The organism is Dactylosporangium sp. CA-152071 (assembly GCF_050936335.1).
GTDB classification, from domain to species: Bacteria; Actinomycetota; Actinomycetes; order Mycobacteriales; family Micromonosporaceae; genus Dactylosporangium; species Dactylosporangium maewongense.
This window is the reverse complement of sequence record NZ_JBNJMZ010000002.1, coordinates 998,924-1,015,710: the sequence shown is the minus strand read 5'-3', so window position 1 is coordinate 1,015,710 and position 16,787 is coordinate 998,924. Positions and strand designations below refer to the sequence as shown.

Below are 16,787 nucleotides of genomic sequence, written 5' to 3'. Positions count from 1 at the left end.
GGCGGGTAGAGGTCCACTCCGAACCCGTACCGCCGAGGAGGATGCGATGGGCAGCTTCATGGACCGGGCCAAGGATCTCGTCGGCAAGCACGACGACAAGGTCGACGAGGGCATCGAGAAGGCCGGCGACCAGGCCGACCGGCGTACCGAGGGCAAGTACACCGAACAGATCGAGAAGGGCGTCGACGCCGCGAAGCAGCGCACCGGTCAGGGCGACACCCGGCAGTGAGCCGGGCGCCCTGATCGCGGGGCGGGCGCGGGAGTCACCGCGGCCGCCCGGCGCACGCCGTTGGACGAGCCGGGTTGCCCGGTCGGGATCCGGGTCCGGTGAGGTGCGTGGCACCGGTGCCGGCAGACACCGGTGCCACGCGCGCGTCATGCCGTCCGGGGTCCTGGCTCCGGGTGGCCCGCCGGAGGGGGACGGCGGTGACGGATCTCAGTGAACGCCACTGGACTTGTGAGCCGATTGCGGCAGGCTGTCGGCGATCCGTCACGGCGCGAAGGTCCGGCCACCACACCGCCCCGGACGCCGGTGGTGGTGCGTCAGAAGTCGAACACCTCGAACACCTCGTCCGCGGGGACTCCGGCCCGCTCGGCCAGCGCCGCGACGGCGTCGCCGACCTGCTCGCGCCGGAAGGTGTCCAGGGCGAGCAGCGACGCGTGGATGGTGTTGAAGCGGCCCACCATGGTGAGCAGGATCTGCCGTGGGTCTGCGTTGTTCGCCGCGATCGCCCGTGCCGCATCGGCGTATGCCTTGCATGCGACGGTGGCGGCGCGCGGGTGGTCGTCGGCCCAGTCGCGGAACGGGTTGTCGAGGTTCGCCGCGAGCCACGTGTCGGACTTGGCCCCGCGCAGCGTCAGCCGCACGCCGCCGTGACGGTGCCGCCGCCGCAGCCCGGCCGCTGCCGAGGCACGCAGCCCGTCGACGGTGAGCACCCGCAGTCCGGGTAGGTCCGGCAGCGTGTCGGCGTCCAACCCGTACGCGCCGGAGAGCTCGACGACGGTGACGGCACACCGGGTTCGAAGGTCCACATCCTGTGCGACCGGCGGGGTGTGCCGTTGCAGGTGCTGACCTCCGCCGTGAGCACTCCCGACGCGCAGCCGCTATTCCCGCTGCTGGACTCCCTCACATCCGTGCGTGGGCGGCGTGGCAGCGTCTGGGCCGGCACCTGTGGATCGTCGAGTCGTGCCCGTCCTGGTTCACCAACAACCGCCGCCTTGCGCGCCGCTACGAACGCAAGGCCGAGCACTTCCAAGCGATTGCCGACCTCGCCGCGATCCTCATCTGCCACCGCCGACTCGCAAGGATCACCAAGCGAGACACCGCCTTATACGCCGTCGGCGGCAACGCCGCGGTCGTCTTCCCGCTGCGCCGTCTCCTGCCGGCAAGCCTCGTGGCTAAGGCCACCCATCACCGCCACGACCTCCCCCGTTGAGCCTGGATTTCGCCATCACCAACGCCGGACGAACATCACGTCCGGCCGAATTTGCGCCTCGTCAATGGTGGTAGCGTCGATTTCGCTCTATCCGAGCAGATCATGTACGGGGGTATTCATGCACCTCTGGAAGCGTATTTCCATCGCCATTCTCGCGGCATTGTTACTGCCATTGACGCCGCTGTCCGCCGGGCGGGCGGATGCGGCGCAGGGCAACGTCCTCACGGCCCCGATCCCGGGACGCAGCTCGATCTGGTACGAGGCCAACACCTCGAACGTGAGCCTGCGCAGCGGCGAATGCCTGTACATGGAACGCTACGTGACGATCGCCGGCGTCTCGTACAGCCGTAACAGCCGACTGCCGTACCTCAACGACACGACCAACGGCGGCAAGGGCACCACCGCGTACTTCATGGGCCAGCGTCTCAACGGCTCCCATTGCCAGATCGACCGGCGGTACACGTTCTACAACTGGGACGACCACACGTGGTGGCGCTACCAGGCGGACACGATGCGCGACGGAATCCCCTCGCTCCCGGTGCAGGAAGTCTTCATGCAAGCGAGCCTCGGCAACGTGGGGGCCCGCACCGGCTGGTCGCTCGTCTACATGGAGCAGTCGATGCTCGACTTCGCCCACAACACCGGGGAAACGGCGGGCACCAGGTTCTACGACACCCGGATGTGCCCCGGCAGCAAGTACGCCGTGTACGAGACCGCCACCGCGAACCTCTGTTCCCAGCACTACTACTACATGGACAACGACCCGTCCACCAACGGCACGCCGCGCGGCATCCCCGCCTACGGCATGGGCCTGGTGGCCGGTGACGGTCCCGTGCCGACCCGCTACAACGACGCGGTCAACGCCTCCGCCCCGACCGACTTCTACCACCTGGACGAGTCCGGCCCGACCGTCACGTCGACGACCTCGGGTCGCACCGGCTCCGTCGTCGGCTCGGGCCGGCTGGTGAGCAACTCCGGACCGCTGGCCGCGCAGGACGCCAACGACGCCAGCGACCTGCGGTCCTGCGCCAACTGCTACCTGTCGATCCCGTCGGCGCCGGGGAGCGCCCTGGAGGGCAACAGCTCCGTCGAGCTGTGGTTCAGATCGCCGGGGCTCGGCCCCGACTCGGCCGTGGAGCTGATCGGCAGCGGTTCGACGGCGAAGAACGGCACGTACAACTGGGACGTGACGCTGACGGCCAACACGGGCGGCGGCGTGGTCATGTTCGGCGGCAAGCGCGGCCCGCTCAGCAGCAACCCCCTGCCGGACGTCGCTGACTGGCGGCTCTGGAACCATCTGGTGATGACCTTCGATGGCTTCGTCGGCAAGATGTACGTCAACGGCGACCTCGTCGCGACCAACGTCAACATGCCCGGCGGCTACGCGACGGTCGGCAACGCGCTGGTCGTCGGGTAATGGGTCGGCCACCCCGACTCGGACCAGACATCGCACTTCGGCGGCATGGTGCAGAGCCTGGCGACGTACAACCGCGCGCTGACCGCGACCGAGGTCGACCAGCACTACCGGGTGTCGGCGGACCACCGCCAGCAGTCCGACCTCTGAGCCACGCGCTCGCCCTCGCGGTCGTCCCTATCGCAACTGTGGGATCACCTCGAGGGCGAGCCGCTCGACCTCCTCGTGTGGAACCGGCCCGCGACGTCGTCGCCGGCGCGGACTTCGACGTTCAGCGCGCAGGTGATGTCGTCGATCGAGCGGCCCGCCTGCTCCGCGGCCGCGCCGATCCGGTCGCGCATCACGGGCAGCCGGTCCAGGGGTGCGTACCCCGGCGACGGCATCCACTCACCAAGTGGGACACCCCTGAGGCGGACGGCGGCCGGGGTCAGCCGGTCGGGTCCAGGGCGGCGGGGGCGGTCATGTTGTGTTCGCGGATAAGGGCGAGGGCGCGGTGCTCGTCGCGGGTGGCGATGGCGTCGACGAGGGCGGCGTGCAGGTCGTAGCGGCTCTGGATGTACTCGGGGAGGGGCTGGTCGCCCAGGGGCTGCACGGCGAGGGTGTGCGACTCGATGATCTCGAGCAGGCTGAGGTAGAACGAGCGGAGCATGGCGTTGGGGGTCACGTCGGCGATGCGGGCGTGCAGGGCCCAGTTGGCGTGGATGAAGGCGATGCCGTCCAGGTCGGCGGCGGCGGCGCGCATGCGGTCCAGCTCGCGGCGCATGGCGGTGACGTCGGTGGGGCCGGCGTGGCGCAGGGCGTCCTCGACGAGGAGGGGGTCGAGGGCGTCGCGGAGGCGGACGGCGTCGGCGACGGAGGCGGCGTCCTCGTCGAGGGCGAGGACCGAGTTGCCGAGGCGGACGAGCGGTGACTGCCGGTTGGCGAAGAGGCCGCCGGTGCGGCCTGGGCGGACGTCGATGACGCCGCGGGCCTGGACGAGGCGCAGCGCCTCGTTGAAGGTGCCGACGGAGACGCCGCAGTAGACGCGGAGCTCCTCCTTCGTGCCCAGGCGGGCGCCGGGCTCGACCGCCGACGGCGACGGCCCGCACGGCGCGACGGTCAGCTCGTTCGCGTCGTTGTCGCTGCGCCCGCCGCTGGTGACCGTCGCGCTGGACCGCCGCTCCGCGCTGCTGGCACGGATCCTCGGCAGCCGCCGCTTCGGGGTGAACGTGCTCCGCGACACCGACGACGACCTGGCGCTGCTCTTCGCCCGTCGCGACGCGGACCGCTTCGGCCAGGCCGACTGGCGCCCCTCGCACGGGCTGCCACGCCTGGAGACCGCGGCCGGCTGGGCGGTCTGCGAGCTGTCGCAGGTCGTGGAGGGCGGCGACCATCTCCTGCTCGTCGGGCTCGTCACGCACGCCGAGTCGAGCGGGCTGTCGCCGCTGATCTACGGGTACCGCACCTTCGGCACCCACTCCCGCTTCGCGGCCCGGCCGAGACCCCCGATCGCCGACAGCATCGCCGCCTGCGCCCGCTAGCCCGGCGCGCACCGAACCAACCCGCCGGCCCGGCACACGCCGTACACAAGCCGCCAACGCAAAGAGAAGCAACCAACACCCCACAAGGAGCTTCGATGACTGCCGTGCACACCGAACCCGTCAGCGCCGTCGAACTCGTCGCCCGCGCGAAGGAGCTGCGACCGCTGCTGGAGCGCAACGCCGCCGCCGGCGAGCGGGACCGGAGGGTGGTCGAGGAGAGCATCCAGGCGCTCACCGACGCCGGCCTGTTCAGGATCGCCGTGCCGAAGCGGTACGGCGGCTACGAGACCTCCCTGCGCACGATGCTCGACGTGTCCGCCGCGGTCGCCGAGGCCGACGGCGGGACCGCCTGGGTGCTCACCCTGACCAACGTGTGCAACTGGATGGTCGGCCTGCTGCCGCAGCGGGCGCAGGACGAGATCTTCGGCGCCGACCCTGACGCGAAGGTCTCCGGTGTACTGGCACCGACCGCCACCACCACGAAGGTGGACGGCGGCTGGCGGGTCACCGGCAAGTGGTTCTACAACTCCGGCTCCTGGCACGCCACCTGGGCCGGTCTCGGCATCCCGATCACCGACGAGTCCGGCGAGGTCGTCGACCAGGGCCTCGCGATGATCCCGCGCACCGACCTGGGCCTGGAGGACACCTGGTTCGTCGCCGGGATGAAGTCCTCGGGCAGCAACTGCCTCGTCGCCGAGGACGTGTTCGTGCCGGAGCACCGGGTGCTGCTGGTCCCGCCCGCCATCAACGGCGAGTACCCCAGCGAGCACCTGGACACCGAGGCGTTCTACCGCTCCGCGCTGGTGCCCGTCCTCGCGCTGGTCCTCGTCGGCCCGCAGCTCGGCATGGGCAGGGCGGCGCTGGACTACGTGGTCGGCAAGGCGCCCAAGAAGCCGATCTCGTACACCTTCTACACCGCGCAGACCGAGTCGGTCGGCTTCCAGCTGCAGATCGCCGAGGCGGCGCGGCTGATCGACACCGCGCACCTGCACGCGTACCGCGCCGCCGCCGACGTCGACGAGGCCGCCGCGCGCGGTGCGTACCCGGACTTCACGACCCGCGCCCGGGTGCGCTCCGACACCGGGTACGTCGCCGAGTGCATCACCAAGGCGATCGACATCCTGCTGTTCGCGCACGGCGCCGGGTCGTTCGCCGACGTCAACCCGCTGCAGCGGATCTGGCGCGACTCGGCCACCGCGGCCCGGCACGCCGTCGTGGCCCCGCAGGTCAGCTACGAGCTGTACGGCAAGGCCCTGCTCGGGGTCGAGGAAAACCATCACCCCGCTCATCTGAACAACCTGGAGCTTCCGACATGCGCATCGCCAATCTCAAGGGCCGCCTCGTGCTGGTCACCGCCGACGGCACCGGCGCCGTCGACGTGGAACGGGCCAGCGGCGGCCGCTTCGGCCCCGACCCGCAGGCCGTCTACGAGCAGTGGGCCGACTTCACCGCCTGGGCCACCGGACCGTTGCCGGCCGGTGAACCGTTCGTCGTCGAGGACCTCGGCGCGCCCGCCCCGCGGCCCCGGCAGGTCCTCGCCATCGGCCTCAACTACTCCAAGCACGCCGCCGAGTCCGGGTTCGCCGTCCCCGACGCGCCCACGGTCATGTTCACCAAGTGGCCGTCGTGCCTGACCGGGCCGGTCACCACCGTCGAGCTGCCCGCCGGCGGCAGCACCGACTGGGAGGTGGAGCTGGTCGTCGTCATCGGCGCCACCGCCCGCAACGTGCCGCAGGAGCGGGCGTGGGAGCACGTCGCCGGCCTGACGGTGGGCCAGGACCTGTCGGAGCGGGTGCGGCAGACGGCCGGCCCGTCCCCGCAGTTCAGCCTCGGCAAGTCGCTGCCGGGCTTCGGGCCGACGGGGCCGTGGCTGGTCACGCCGGACGAGCTCGACGACCGCGAGGACCTCGAGCTCGGCTGCTCCGTCAACGGTGAGGAGGTGCAGAAGGGCCGTACCCGCGAGCTGATCTTCTCGGTGCCGGCGATGGTGTCGAAGCTGTCGGCGGCGCTGCCGCTGCTGCCCGGCGACGTGCTCTTCACCGGTACCCCGGCCGGCGTCGGCATGGGCCGCACCCCGCCCCGTTTCCTCGCGCCCGGCGACGAGCTCGTCAGCTATGTCACCGGGATCGGCGAGCTCCGCCAGCGTTTCGTCGCCGCCACGAACTGAGAGGACCGCACATGGCTCTGCACCGGCTGACCCAGATCGTGATGGGCGTGCCAGACGTCGACGCCACCGCCGCGTACTACACCGACTTCGGCCTGACGCCGACCGGTGGTCATACCTTCGCCACCGCGGACGGCGGGGAGCAGCTGCGCGTCGTGCACAGCGAACGCCGCCGGCTGGGGCGGCTCGGCGTCGGCGCCGACGACCCCGACGACCTGGATCGCGTCGCGTCGTCGCTGGCCGCGCTGGACGTCGCGGTCGAGCGCACCGCGACCGGGGTCCGTGCCTTCGACCCCGGTAGCGAGGTCACCGTCGAGATCGGGATCGCGCCACGGTACGAGCAGCCGCCCACGCCCGCACCGCCGTACAACACGCCGGGGGTGAACGCCCGCGTCGGCGAACGCGCGCCGGGCATCCTCCGCGACCACCAGGTCCGGCCGCGCAAGCTCGGCCACGTCGTGCTCGGCTCGACCGACCAGGCGTTCTCGCAGCGGTTCTTCACCGACGGCATCGGCTTCAAGGTCAGCGACACGGTCCCCGGCCTGGCGGCGTTCCTGCGCTGCTCCACCGACCACCACAACGTGCTCGTGCAGCAGGCGCCGGTCGCGTTCCTGCACCACACCTCGTGGCAGGTCGACGACGTCGACGAGGTCGGCCGCGGCGCCACCGCGATGCTGGAGAAGGACCCGTCGCGGCACGTGTGGGGGCTGGGCCGGCACCACGTCGGGTCGAACTTCTTCTGGTACCTGCGGGACCCGGCCGGGAACTTCTCCGAGTACTACTCCGACCTGGACTGCATCGTCGACGACGCGCTGTGGACCCCGCAGGTCTGGGAGGGCGCGCGCGGCCTCTTCCGGTGGGGCCCGCCTCCGCCGCCGTCGTTCCTGGCTCCCGAGGACCTCGCGGAGCTGATGACCGGCGCCCACCAGCCCGGCTGATGGAGCCGATCTGGAAGCCCGCCCCGGCGACGGTCGAGGCCGCCACCATCACCCGGTTCGCCCGCCACCTGACCGGGCGGACCGGGGTCGAGTTCGGCGGCTACCGCGACCTGTGGGAGTTCTCCGTACGGCGGCTGCCGGAGTTCTGGTCCGCCGTCTGGGACTTCTTCGACGTCCAGGCCGACGGCACCCCCGGCACGGTCCTCGCCGGCGACGCGATGCCGGGCGCGACCTGGTCCGCCGGCAAGGTCCTTGCGGGCGACGCTGTGCCGGGCGCGACCTGGTCCGCCGGCACGGTCCTTGCGGGCGAGGCGATGCCGGGCGCGACCTGGTTCCCCGGCACCCGCCTCAACTACGCCGAGCACGCGCTGCGGCACGGCCCGCCGGACGCGGGGCAGCGTCGTGGTGTCGGGGCGCTCCGACTCGACGCTCAACCGGCACGGCGTGCGCCTCGGCAGCGCCGACATCTACGCCGTCGTCGACGGTCTCCCGCAGATCCGGGACTCGCTCGTCATCGGCGCCGAGCTCGGCGACGGCGCCTACTGGCTCGTCCTGTTCGTCGTCCTCGCCGGCGACGCCCCGCTCACCGACGCGCTCGTCGCGCAGGTGAAGGCCGCGATCCGGGCCCAGGCGTCGCCCCGGCACGTCCCCGACGACGTCATCGCCGTGCCCGCCATCCCGCACACCCGCACCGGCAAGAAGCTCGAGGTGCCCGTCAAGCGGCTCATCCAGGGCCATCCGCTGGAGCAGGTCGCCGCCCGGGACGCGGTCGACGACTTCGCCGCACTCGCCCGGTTCGCCGCGTACGCCGGCGGTCCCCACTGACTGGAGGAGTTGTATATTGATCCGATAGGAATAGACGGGTTATGGTCTGCGGCATGCAGACATCGATGCTCTCCCGCCGCCTGCTGCTCGCCTCCGCGGGCGCCGGCGCCGTCGGCGTCCTCACGCTCCCCGGGCGCGCCGAGGCCGCCGGCGGCCGCGTGGACACCCTGCTGGAGTGGTACGACCTGACCGCCGCGACCATCGGCGTCATCACCGGCCCGCAGCAGGTCACCAACAGCCGCACCTGGGCGGTCGCCTGGATCGCCGCCGGCCGGGCGGTCGCCGCCACGCGCAGCGAGCTGGCGCTCGCCGCCGCCGTCCACCACGCGCTCGTGACGATCACGCCGGCCGCCGCCGCGACCCTCGACGCGGCACTCGCCGCCACCGTCGCCCGGATCGGCGGCCGGCACGCCGACCGGGCCGTGCGGGCCGGCGTCGACGCCGCCACGGCCGTGCTCGCCGAACGCTCCGGCGACGGCCTCGACCTCGCCTCGGTCAACCGGCCGTTCACCGTGCCGCCGGCCGCGCCGGGCGTGTGGCAGCCGACGCCGCCCGCGTTCGCCGCGCCCGTCCAGGCCGGCCAGGGCGACGGCCGGCCGTTCCTGGTCCGCGACGTCGAGCCCCTGCAGCCCGGCCCACCGCCGGCCCTGACCAGCGCCGTGCACCAGTGCGACCTGGCCGAGATCCGGGCGGTCGGCGCCGCGGCGAGCACCGTGCGCACCGCGCAGCAGACCGCCGTCGCCAGGTTCTGGGCACAGACGTCGCTCAACGGATTCACCGGCGCGCTGCGCACCACGCTCGCGCCGCACGGCTCGCACGGCGCCGCCCGCCGCTCCCTCGCCGACCGGATCGCGCTCGTCGCGGTCTTCCACGCCGCCACCATCGACGCGCAGATCACCACGTACCGCGCCAAGTACCGCTACCTGGCCTGGCGCCCGGTCACCGAGATCCGCACCGGCGCGGTCGCCCCCGACCCGGCGTGGACGCCGCTGCTCGCCACGCCCGCGCACCCCGAGTACCCGAGCGGCCACACCACCTACGCGGGTGCCGCGCAGGCCGTCCTCGACACCCTGGCCGGCCCGCCCCGCGCGGCGTTCGACCTGACCAGCACCGCCGCTCCCGACGTGACGCTGCGCTACACCTCCTGGCACCAGCTCACCCGCGACAACATCGACGCCCGCGTCTGGGAAGGCGTCCACTACCGCACCACCGACGAGACCGGCGCCACCGTCGGCCGCCGCGCTGCCCTCGCCGCACTGTCCCGCTGGCACGGCCGCACCCTGTAACCCCTCGTGGTGTGGGCGCCACCTCCTGGCGCCCACACCGCCCGTGGCAGGAGTGTGTGATGCAATCTCGCGGTGGCTCATCAGGGAAGGGATCACGGCGTTCTCAGCGGTCGCATGGTCCGGTTGCGCCCAGTTGCTGAGGACGACTTGGATCTTCTTGCCGGCTGGTTCGGCGATCCGGGCTTCATCGACCACTGGGGGGATACGCCCCTCACGCGTGAGCAGGTGGCCGCGAAGTACATCGGACGGCGCCGACCCGAGGTTGAGTCCTTCATCGTCCTGACCGGCGACGCGCCGATCGGATACGCCCAGTACTGGCACGCCGGCGAGTTCGAGGGCGGGATCGACCTGATCCTCGAACCGCACGGGCGTGGACGCGGCTACGGACCTGACGCCGCCGACACACTGGCGCGGCACCTCCTGCAGCAGCTGCACTGGACCCGCGTCACCGCCGACCCCGTCGCGACCAACGCCCGCGCGATCCGCGCATGGGAGAAGGCCGGGTTCCGTCGCGTCGGCCAGCACGGCGAGGCGCTCATCATGGAACGCCAACGTCAGTGGACAAGCACCGACCACTTTGGAATGTAGGTACAGGATGATCGCACGGACATGGCGGGGCTGGGCTTCGCCGTCGACGGCCGATGACTACCAGCATCATTACGAGACCGATGTCGCTGAGCACCTGGGACAGGTGCCGGGATTCCGCGGTGCGCGGCTGTTGCGCCGTCGCGACCGCGGGGAAGTGCTGTTCACCTCCATCACGTTCTTCGCGAGCATGGACGACGTGCGTGCGTTCGCGGGTGAGGAGCCCGAGCGGGCCGTGGTGGAGCAGGCCGCCCGCGGTGCTCTGACACGGTGGGATGAGTTCGTGACACACGACGAGGTCGCCGTCGTCGTCTGACCATCGCTCGCTCGCTTCTGCCGCAGCGACGGACGTGCTGACGGCGAGGTGGTGCGTGGACGGTTTTCCGGCTGTCGCGCGAGTACCTTGCGGGCGCGCTCGTGGGAGCGCCGGCAGCGAGGACGGAGACCGGATGGCGCAGGTGTGGGCACTGCTTGTGGGGTTGGTTGCGGTCGGGGTGCGGGAGGCCTTCGTAACGGTGCGGCATGTCTCGGCGGTGCGGGCCGCCGAGCGGGTGGCGCGGCGATCGCGGGGGAGGTGCGCGGTCAGGTGGAGTTGTACGGCTCGGGGCGCTGAGGTGGTCGTGGCCAGGCCGGAGCGGTGAGCCGGTACGAGGGTTACGAGGCGTTCTACAAGGAGGCGTTCGCCCGGGTGCTGTTCCGGGCGCTGTGCATCACCGGCAACAAGGAGCTGGCCTGGGACGTCGCTCAAGAGGCCATGTTGGTGATGGTGGAGAAGTGGGACGAGCGTCGCGGGCGCACGTTCGACGACAACCTCAGGTACGCCGCCGGAGTTGCCGGGAAGCAGGCGCTGAGTGCTCGGCGGCGCATAGCTGTCCAGGTCAAGACTCTCATCCAGCTTGGCGGGCGGCGGGAGACGTCCGCGGTGCCCTTCGACGTCGAGGTGGAGTTCGCGCATGACCTGATGGCTGCGTTGGAGGGGATGAGCGTTCAGGAGCGGGCCGTGGCGGTGCTGAGCGCATCCGGGATGAGTACCGGCGACGTGGCGGACGCGCTCAAGATCACGCAGTCGACGGTGCGCAGCCATAAGCAGAGGATCCGGCGGGGGCTGCACCTGCCGTCGGTTGTGCTTGCCCTGGGGGAGGGGGACGCGTGAAGGAGTTCGGAAGGCTGGCCCGAGAGGCCGAGGATCGATTCGTCGAGGCGGCGTCCATCGACGCGGTGGCCGGGATCGCCGACGTCATGCGCCGACGTGCCGCGCACCGGCGCGCTGACGCGTTCAAAAGGGTCGCGTGCCTGGTGATGCTCGCCGGCATGCTGCTCCTGCCGGGGATGCGCCCCGCCCCAGGCACTGCTGCCGACGTGCAGCGCAAGGTGGACCTGTACCTCGCCGCGAATCCCGGGGGACAGCAGACGGGTCCGGGACAGGTCAGCTACAACAATGGTGCGGTGGTGATCACCGTGGCCGGCGGCAGCGCGGTCGACTGCCCGCTGGGCTCGGTGTGCTTCTACGATCGGCCCAACTTCGGGTATCCCCGGGGCGAGGTCCACGATTGCGGATGGCAGGACCTGTCGACGTTCGGCTGGCAGAACCGGATCGAGTCCGCGGTGTTCAACCGATCGCACGGGCTCGCACAGTTCTTCGACTCGGGAACGGCACTGTTCTCGGTGGGCGTCGGGTATCGGTCGGTGCCCGATGCGGGTACCGATGCCAGGAACAGGGCAGATCAGGTGTACGTCCACTGCTGATGAGGCCATGCAACTCACGAGGTGATCCGGCGGGCTCGTCGCCGGACCGTGTGCGCTTCCACATCTGGTAGCCGGGCCGGGCGCCGGCCCGCCTGGCGGCGGGCGTGGGGTGCACGACGACGATGTTGGACCGCTCGCACGCGTCGAGGCACCCGCTGACCCGCACCCTGCCTGCCCGTTGCCGGGCCACCTGCCCGGCGTGGTCCACGTCCGGGTGCTTGCGGGGCGAGCCGCAGCAGCAGTCCCGGCACACGGTCACCAGCGGTTGATCCATTCCCGAGCCTATGCCAGCACTCCTGTTGTCCTATAGTCTTAGTGTCGTAGGACAACAGGGAGGCGGGCCGGCGTGATCGAGTTCGTGCTGGACGGCCGGTCGAAGGTCAACACCTATGTACAGCTCGTCCAGCAGGTCAAACAGGCCCTGCGGGTCGGGATGCTGGTGCCCGGCGACCGGCTGCCGAAGGTCCGCGACGTCGCGCAGTCCCTGGCCATCAACCCGAACACGGTGCTGAAGGCCTACCGGGAGCTGGAGCTCGAGGGGCTCGCCGAGGGGCGGCCGGGGGTCGGCACGTTCGTCACCGGCACCCTCGCCGGCGACTCCCTCGCCAACCAGGCCGACCTGCGCACCGAGCTGCTCGACTGGCTGCGCCGGGCCCAGGCGGCGGGCCTGAGCGACGAGGACGTCAGCGCGCTCGTCGACACCACGATCCGCGCCGCGCGGCAGGCCGACGCCCTGCTGGAGGAGCTGGCATGAGAGGACACGAGATGGAGCACGTGCTGGAGGCCGACGGGCTCGGCAAGCGGTACGGGTCACGCTGGGCGCTGCGGGACTGCACCCTGCGGCTGCCGGCCGGCCGGGTCGCCGCGCTGGTCGGGCCCAACGGATCCGGCAAGTCCACGCTGCTGCACCTGGCCGTCGGCCTGCTGCGCCCCGACGTCGGCGCGGTGCGGGTCTTCGGCAACACGCCATATGAGAACACCGCCGCCTTCGCCGACATCGGCTTCGTCGCCCAGGACACCCCGCTCTACCGCGACTTCACCGCCGACGACCTCGTCACCATGGGCGGCAAGGTCAACCGGCGGTGGGACGCCACGCTCGCCCGGACCCGGCTCGCCCAGGCCGGCATCCCGCCCCGGATCCCGGTCGGCAAGCTTTCCGGCGGCCAGCGCGCCCAGGTCGCCCTGGCCCTGGCCCTCGCCAAGCGGCCCCGGCTGCTGCTGCTCGACGAGCCCGTCGCCAGCCTCGACCCCGTCGCGCGGCGCGAGTTCCTGCGGACCCTGATGGGCGGCGTTGCCGAGTCCGGCACGACCGTGCTGCTCTCCTCGCACATCCTCACCGACCTCGAGCACTCCTGCGACCACCTCGTCGTGCTCAGCTCCGGCGCCGTGCAGCTGTCCGGCGCCGTCGACGACATCGTCGGCGAGCACCGGCGGCTGGTCGGCCCGCGGCACCACGGCGAGCCGATCGGCGGCGTGGCCGCCGTCGTCCGGGCCCGCCACACCGACCGGCAGTCGACGCTGCTGGTGCGCGTCACCGGCCGGGTCACCGACCCGTCGTGGACGGTGCACGAGCTGACCCTGGAAGACCTGATCCTGGCCTACCTGTCCGACGGCGTCACGGAGGCCACCCACGAGGCATGGGGAGTCGCGGCATGATCTGGCTGACCTGGCGGCAGCACCGCAAGCAGGGCCTCTACACACTGCTCGGGCTGGCGGCCCTCGCCGCGTTCATCGTGCCGACCGGCCTGGCGATGCGCCGCGACCTCGACCGGCTCGTCGGGCAGCGCTGCGCGACCGGCGGCGAGCTGTGCGACCGCGGGCTCAAACTGTTCATCGACACCTACAGCCCACTGCTCTACGTCGCGGTGCTGCTCCTGGCCGTGCCGCTGCTCTTCGGCCTGTTCTGGGGCGCGCCGCTCGTCGCCCGCGAGATCGAGCAGGGCACCCACCGCATGATCTGGACCCAGGGCATCAGCCGCCGGCACTGGGCCTGGACCAAGGCCGGCCTCCTCGGCGGCGCGGTCGCCGTCCTCGCCGCCGGCTACGGCCTGGGCATCGCCTGGTGGTTCGAACCCCTGGAGTTCCGCGAGAGCCGCTTCACCGAGGTCTTCTTCGACGTCCAGGGCGTCGTCCCGGTCGGCTACACGCTGTTCGCGGTCGCCCTCGGCCTGTACGCCGGCACCCTGCTGCCGAAGGTCATGTCCGCGATGGCGGTCACCCTGCCGGCCTACATCGCCGCGCGGGTCGCCGTCGGCCTCTACGCCCGGCCGCGCTTCATGGCGCCGCTCACCCGCAGCCTCAGCATCGACGACCACGTCGACCTGATGGCCGGCACCTGGCTGATGTCGACGGAGGTGCGCCAGGCGGACGGCACCCGCGTCACCGGCGGCATGATGCTGTGCCGGCCGGAGGACGACGGTGGTCTATGCGCCGCGGCCCGGGAGATGGGCCTGCGCCCGGGGGCCTACAACTACCAGGTGTATCAGCCCGAGGGCCGGTTCTGGACCTTCCAGTGGATCGAGACCGGCATCTTCGTCGCGGCCGCCGCGCTGCTCGTCTGGCTCGCGATCCGCCGCGTGCGCCGCATCGCCTGACCCAATGAGCCAAAGCTGACGGAGTGCATGTATGCGAAGCCGCTCGTCTTCCCGGGGTGACGATCTGGATCGTCCTCGGATATCCGATCTCGTTGACGGCTGCGAGCAGCCACCAGGCTCGTCGCCTGTCGGTAGCATCGAGCTATGACGATCAATGATCGCCTCACGACACTCGACACACTCTGGTCGGTCTGGGCAGAACACGGGCGGGCGTTCACCGACGAGCAATGGTGCCGGCCAACCCGGCTTGGCACCTGGGACGTGCGGAGCCTGTACGCGCACGCCGGGTCATGGCCGTTCGCGTTCACAAGCCTGGTGGACCGGGTCCGGGATGCCGAACCCACGCACCCCACAGCTGCCGCGCTCCTTCGGGACTTCAACACCCCGGACGGGGTCGCCAACCGCGGGCGGGACCGGACTGCGGCCGGTGCCCGCGAAGATGCGGCCACGTACAGTACTGCGCAGATGATCGAGCAGTTCGCCAGCGCCGGACCGCAGGCGATCGCGACCGCGCGCCAGCTCGGCCCCATTGCCGTGGACTACTTCGGGTATGCGATCCTGCGCCTCGACGAAGCCGTCAGCATCGGCATCATGGAGGCGACCGTGCACCTGCTCGACCTTCAACGCGCGCTTGGCCAGCCGCCGAACGTGCCCCCCGACGGCTTGGCGCATACGACGGAGCTGCTCGCCGGGATGGCGCCGCCGGTCGACTTCATCGAGGCCGCAACCGGTCGGAGCTCGGTCCAGCTGTTCCCGGTCTTGACCTGAGCGGAACGGGCCGGCACGGCGGAGCGGGCATGCGTGGCCGGAGCGGCATGGCGCGCCGCGGACGGACAGTCAGCGACCGCCCTCCGCAGCGTCAGCCACGATCTCGCGAACGACCCGTCCAGCCGCCGGTGCGCGTACTGCTCCACGGGCGGTCGACGAACGGCTCCGCCGCGGGCGCACGCTGATCGTGACGCAGGTGTATACCTCAAGACATGCGCTGGTTGATGGGGATCTGGGGCACGTTCCTGGCGGTCGTGTTGGGGATGGCGCTGTGGCAGACGTGGGAGGACGCCCACGGCGGCGAGGCCGTTGCCACCGCGCAGCGGGTCGAGCAGCAGCCGCTCACCGTCGGCTCGGTGACCGTCGACCAGCCGCCGCGGTACGCCGCGGTGTTCGTCCTGCCTGACGGCACCCGGTGTGAGGCCACCACCAAGGTCTTCCCGGACCTCGACAACATCGCGGCCGGCGACACCGTCACCGTGCACTACTCGCGTTGGCAGCCATGCGACAACGTCCGGCGGCCCGACCAGTGGCATCCGACGCTGGCCGGGGTGCTCACCGTGGGTATCGCCGTGCTGGTCTTCAGCGGGACGGTGTTCGCCGCGCTGATCAGCCGCGCCCGGGCCCGCGGCAACGACCCGGACGCCACCTCGGAGAACGACGGCCCAGGCTTCGAGACGGGACCCGAGGATCACGGGCCAGCCGGGTTCCTGCGGAAGCTCCCAGGGTGGCACTCGTAGGGCCGGCCGGCGCCGATGTACACGAACGGCGTCCTGCGCGAGGGCGGAGGTCTGGCCGCCAAGGTCCTGCACGACCTCGGCATCAACCTGGCCGACCTCCGCCGCCGCCTGCTTGGCGGCTGCCGCACGCCGACTGAAGGCTCGGCGCCGGCGGCGAGGGGTCAGCGGATCTTCGGGCAGTACTGCTGCGCGGCCTCGACGCCCTTCTCCAGGAGGGTGACGGCGTCCCCGGAGGAGGGCTTGGTGTACCACGTGTCGACCGCGTCCAGGTACTGCTCCAGGGCAGCCCGCTGGCCGGCGTCCGGTGACTTCGCGACCTCGGCGCGGGCCGCCTTGCTCAGCCGCGGGACCATCTCCTCGAGCTTCGCCTTCAGCTCGGCGGCCTTGGTCGTGTCGCCCTGGTTCGTGGCGGTGACGTACTGGCCCCACGTGCTCGTCAGGATCAGCCGCTCTGGCGCGTAGACGTCGTCGATCGCCTGGCACACCGACGCGACGGTGACGCTGGGCGCGGTGCTCGCGGCGGGTGAGGTGACGCCGGGGGTGCCCTCGCAGCCGGCGGCGAGCGTCGCCGCGGCGGCCAGGGTGAGAGCCAGGGCGGTCAGTCTTCGGCGCGTGTGCAAGGCGGACTCCCCGTGGTTGTGGATCTCGACAGGAGGAGGATGGCACACACGCCTCGATATGACCGCACCGAAACAACGGCCGACCCGGCGATGGGTCGGCCGTTGTTGTCGTGACGGCTACCGGAATGCGGGCCAGTGCTCCGGTCTTCAG

At 71.4% G+C, this 16,787-nt stretch carries 21 protein-coding genes and 1 pseudogene; 17 read left to right on the top strand and 5 right to left on the bottom strand.

The window, feature by feature from the left end:
- Positions 1-46: 46 nt before the first annotated feature.
- On the top strand, positions 47-229 hold the full coding sequence (locus tag ACQEVZ_RS44750; RefSeq protein WP_344507035.1) for an antitoxin: 183 nt from the start codon (positions 47-49) through the stop codon (positions 227-229).
- 314 nt (positions 230-543) lie between these two features.
- Here ACQEVZ_RS44750 and ACQEVZ_RS44745 read toward each other — a convergent pair whose 3' ends face one another.
- The gene (locus ACQEVZ_RS44745; RefSeq protein ID WP_433379487.1) at positions 544-1,032 is read right to left on the bottom strand and encodes a hypothetical protein; all 489 of its coding nucleotides are present in this window, start codon (positions 1,030-1,032) and stop codon (positions 544-546) included.
- A gap of 564 nt (positions 1,033-1,596) precedes the next feature.
- On the opposite strand from ACQEVZ_RS44745, the gene ACQEVZ_RS44740 reads away from it, so the two are divergent.
- Positions 1,597-2,853, top strand: coding sequence for a LamG-like jellyroll fold domain-containing protein (locus ACQEVZ_RS44740; RefSeq protein WP_433379484.1), 1,257 nt, complete (start codon positions 1,597-1,599; stop codon positions 2,851-2,853).
- 191 nt (positions 2,854-3,044) lie between these two features.
- Here ACQEVZ_RS44740 and ACQEVZ_RS44735 read toward each other — a convergent pair whose 3' ends face one another.
- Positions 3,045-3,233, bottom strand: coding sequence for a hypothetical protein (locus ACQEVZ_RS44735; protein WP_433379481.1), 189 nt, complete (start codon positions 3,231-3,233; stop codon positions 3,045-3,047).
- Positions 3,234-3,277: 44 nt separating this feature from the next.
- Positions 3,278-4,072 carry a FadR/GntR family transcriptional regulator gene (locus ACQEVZ_RS44730; protein ID WP_433379478.1) on the bottom strand — a complete coding sequence of 265 codons (795 nt, stop codon included), beginning with the start codon at positions 4,070-4,072 and terminating at the stop codon, positions 3,278-3,280.
- Between ACQEVZ_RS44730 and ACQEVZ_RS44725 the strand changes: the two genes are divergently transcribed.
- The 10 genes from ACQEVZ_RS44725 (at position 3,966) to ACQEVZ_RS44680 (ending at position 11,914) form a co-directional block, all read left to right on the top strand.
- Entirely contained in the window at positions 3,966-4,370 is a 405-nt protein-coding gene (locus ACQEVZ_RS44725; RefSeq protein WP_433379475.1) for a flavin reductase family protein, read from the top strand. The genes ACQEVZ_RS44730 and ACQEVZ_RS44725 overlap by 107 nt on opposite strands.
- A gap of 95 nt (positions 4,371-4,465) precedes the next feature.
- Complete coding sequence (locus ACQEVZ_RS44720; RefSeq protein ID WP_433379472.1) at positions 4,466-6,004, top strand: acyl-CoA dehydrogenase family protein; 1,539 nt, start codon at positions 4,466-4,468, stop codon at positions 6,002-6,004.
- Positions 5,911-6,537 carry a fumarylacetoacetate hydrolase family protein gene (locus ACQEVZ_RS44715; RefSeq protein ID WP_433386073.1) on the top strand — a complete coding sequence of 209 codons (627 nt, stop codon included), beginning with the start codon at positions 5,911-5,913 and terminating at the stop codon, positions 6,535-6,537. The genes ACQEVZ_RS44720 and ACQEVZ_RS44715 overlap by 94 nt, the downstream gene beginning before the upstream one ends.
- Before the next feature lie 11 nt (positions 6,538-6,548).
- Positions 6,549-7,472, top strand: a complete 924-nt coding sequence (locus tag ACQEVZ_RS44710; protein ID WP_433379469.1) for a VOC family protein — start codon at positions 6,549-6,551, stop codon at positions 7,470-7,472.
- A 405-nt stretch (positions 7,473-7,877) separates the two neighbouring features.
- Positions 7,878-8,297: an AMP-binding enzyme gene (locus tag ACQEVZ_RS44705; RefSeq protein WP_433379466.1), complete on the top strand. Its 420-nt coding sequence runs from the start codon at positions 7,878-7,880 to the stop codon at positions 8,295-8,297.
- 53 nt (positions 8,298-8,350) lie between these two features.
- Positions 8,351-9,583, top strand: coding sequence for a vanadium-dependent haloperoxidase (locus ACQEVZ_RS44700; protein WP_433379463.1), 1,233 nt, complete (start codon positions 8,351-8,353; stop codon positions 9,581-9,583).
- A gap of 72 nt (positions 9,584-9,655) precedes the next feature.
- Entirely contained in the window at positions 9,656-10,171 is a 516-nt protein-coding gene (locus ACQEVZ_RS44695) for a GNAT family N-acetyltransferase (RefSeq protein ID WP_433379460.1), read from the top strand.
- 7 nt (positions 10,172-10,178) lie between these two features.
- Positions 10,179-10,484, top strand: a complete 306-nt coding sequence (locus tag ACQEVZ_RS44690) for an antibiotic biosynthesis monooxygenase family protein (protein ID WP_433379457.1) — start codon at positions 10,179-10,181, stop codon at positions 10,482-10,484.
- A gap of 321 nt (positions 10,485-10,805) precedes the next feature.
- Positions 10,806-11,321, top strand: coding sequence for an RNA polymerase sigma factor (locus ACQEVZ_RS44685; protein WP_354902582.1), 516 nt, complete (start codon positions 10,806-10,808; stop codon positions 11,319-11,321).
- Entirely contained in the window at positions 11,318-11,914 is a 597-nt protein-coding gene (locus ACQEVZ_RS44680; protein WP_433379453.1) for a hypothetical protein, read from the top strand. Before ACQEVZ_RS44685 ends, ACQEVZ_RS44680 begins: the two co-directional genes overlap by 4 nt.
- A 73-nt stretch (positions 11,915-11,987) precedes the next feature.
- Here the strand turns inward: ACQEVZ_RS44680 and ACQEVZ_RS44675 are convergent.
- Positions 11,988-12,173: pseudogene (locus ACQEVZ_RS44675) on the bottom strand (hypothetical protein); the annotation flags it as partial.
- 87 nt (positions 12,174-12,260) lie between these two features.
- Here ACQEVZ_RS44675 and ACQEVZ_RS44670 point away from each other — a divergent pair.
- From ACQEVZ_RS44670 to ACQEVZ_RS44650, 5 genes are all read left to right on the top strand, one after another.
- Positions 12,261-12,668, top strand: coding sequence for a GntR family transcriptional regulator (locus ACQEVZ_RS44670; RefSeq protein ID WP_344507007.1), 408 nt, complete (start codon positions 12,261-12,263; stop codon positions 12,666-12,668).
- Positions 12,669-12,679: 11 nt separating this feature from the next.
- Positions 12,680-13,570 (top strand): ABC transporter ATP-binding protein, encoded by an 891-nt coding sequence (locus ACQEVZ_RS44665; protein ID WP_433386070.1) that lies wholly within the window; start codon positions 12,680-12,682, stop codon positions 13,568-13,570.
- Complete coding sequence (locus ACQEVZ_RS44660; RefSeq protein ID WP_433379449.1) at positions 13,567-14,508, top strand: transporter; 942 nt, start codon at positions 13,567-13,569, stop codon at positions 14,506-14,508. Before ACQEVZ_RS44665 ends, ACQEVZ_RS44660 begins: the two co-directional genes overlap by 4 nt.
- Positions 14,509-14,652: 144 nt before the next feature.
- Positions 14,653-15,276, top strand: a complete 624-nt coding sequence (locus ACQEVZ_RS44655) for a maleylpyruvate isomerase family mycothiol-dependent enzyme (RefSeq protein ID WP_433379446.1) — start codon at positions 14,653-14,655, stop codon at positions 15,274-15,276.
- A 212-nt stretch (positions 15,277-15,488) separates the two neighbouring features.
- Complete coding sequence (locus ACQEVZ_RS44650; protein ID WP_433379443.1) at positions 15,489-16,016, top strand: hypothetical protein; 528 nt, start codon at positions 15,489-15,491, stop codon at positions 16,014-16,016.
- 161 nt (positions 16,017-16,177) lie between these two features.
- On the opposite strand, the gene ACQEVZ_RS44645 is transcribed toward ACQEVZ_RS44650, so the two are convergent.
- Positions 16,178-16,636 carry a hypothetical protein gene (locus tag ACQEVZ_RS44645; RefSeq protein ID WP_433379440.1) on the bottom strand — a complete coding sequence of 153 codons (459 nt, stop codon included), beginning with the start codon at positions 16,634-16,636 and terminating at the stop codon, positions 16,178-16,180.
- Between the last annotated feature and the right edge of the window lie 151 nt (positions 16,637-16,787).

Excerpts from the sequence above, each read along its gene's own strand:
- ACQEVZ_RS44750 (WP_344507035.1), top strand. The coding sequence starts at position 47 with ATGGGCAGCTTCATGGACCGGGCCAAGGATCTCGTCGGCAAGCACGAC.
- ACQEVZ_RS44735 (WP_433379481.1), bottom strand. The coding sequence starts at position 3,233 with ATGCCGTCGCCGGGGTACGCACCCCTGGACCGGCTGCCCGTGATGCGC.
- ACQEVZ_RS44720 (WP_433379472.1), top strand. The coding sequence starts at position 4,466 with ATGACTGCCGTGCACACCGAACCCGTCAGCGCCGTCGAACTCGTCGCC.
- ACQEVZ_RS44710 (WP_433379469.1), top strand. The coding sequence starts at position 6,549 with ATGGCTCTGCACCGGCTGACCCAGATCGTGATGGGCGTGCCAGACGTC.
- ACQEVZ_RS44700 (WP_433379463.1), top strand. The coding sequence starts at position 8,351 with ATGCAGACATCGATGCTCTCCCGCCGCCTGCTGCTCGCCTCCGCGGGC.
- ACQEVZ_RS44690 (WP_433379457.1), top strand. The coding sequence starts at position 10,179 with ATGATCGCACGGACATGGCGGGGCTGGGCTTCGCCGTCGACGGCCGAT.
- ACQEVZ_RS44665 (WP_433386070.1), top strand. The coding sequence starts at position 12,680 with ATGGAGCACGTGCTGGAGGCCGACGGGCTCGGCAAGCGGTACGGGTCA.
- ACQEVZ_RS44660 (WP_433379449.1), top strand. The coding sequence starts at position 13,567 with ATGATCTGGCTGACCTGGCGGCAGCACCGCAAGCAGGGCCTCTACACA.
- ACQEVZ_RS44655 (WP_433379446.1), top strand. The coding sequence starts at position 14,653 with ATGACGATCAATGATCGCCTCACGACACTCGACACACTCTGGTCGGTC.
- ACQEVZ_RS44650 (WP_433379443.1), top strand. The coding sequence starts at position 15,489 with ATGCGCTGGTTGATGGGGATCTGGGGCACGTTCCTGGCGGTCGTGTTG.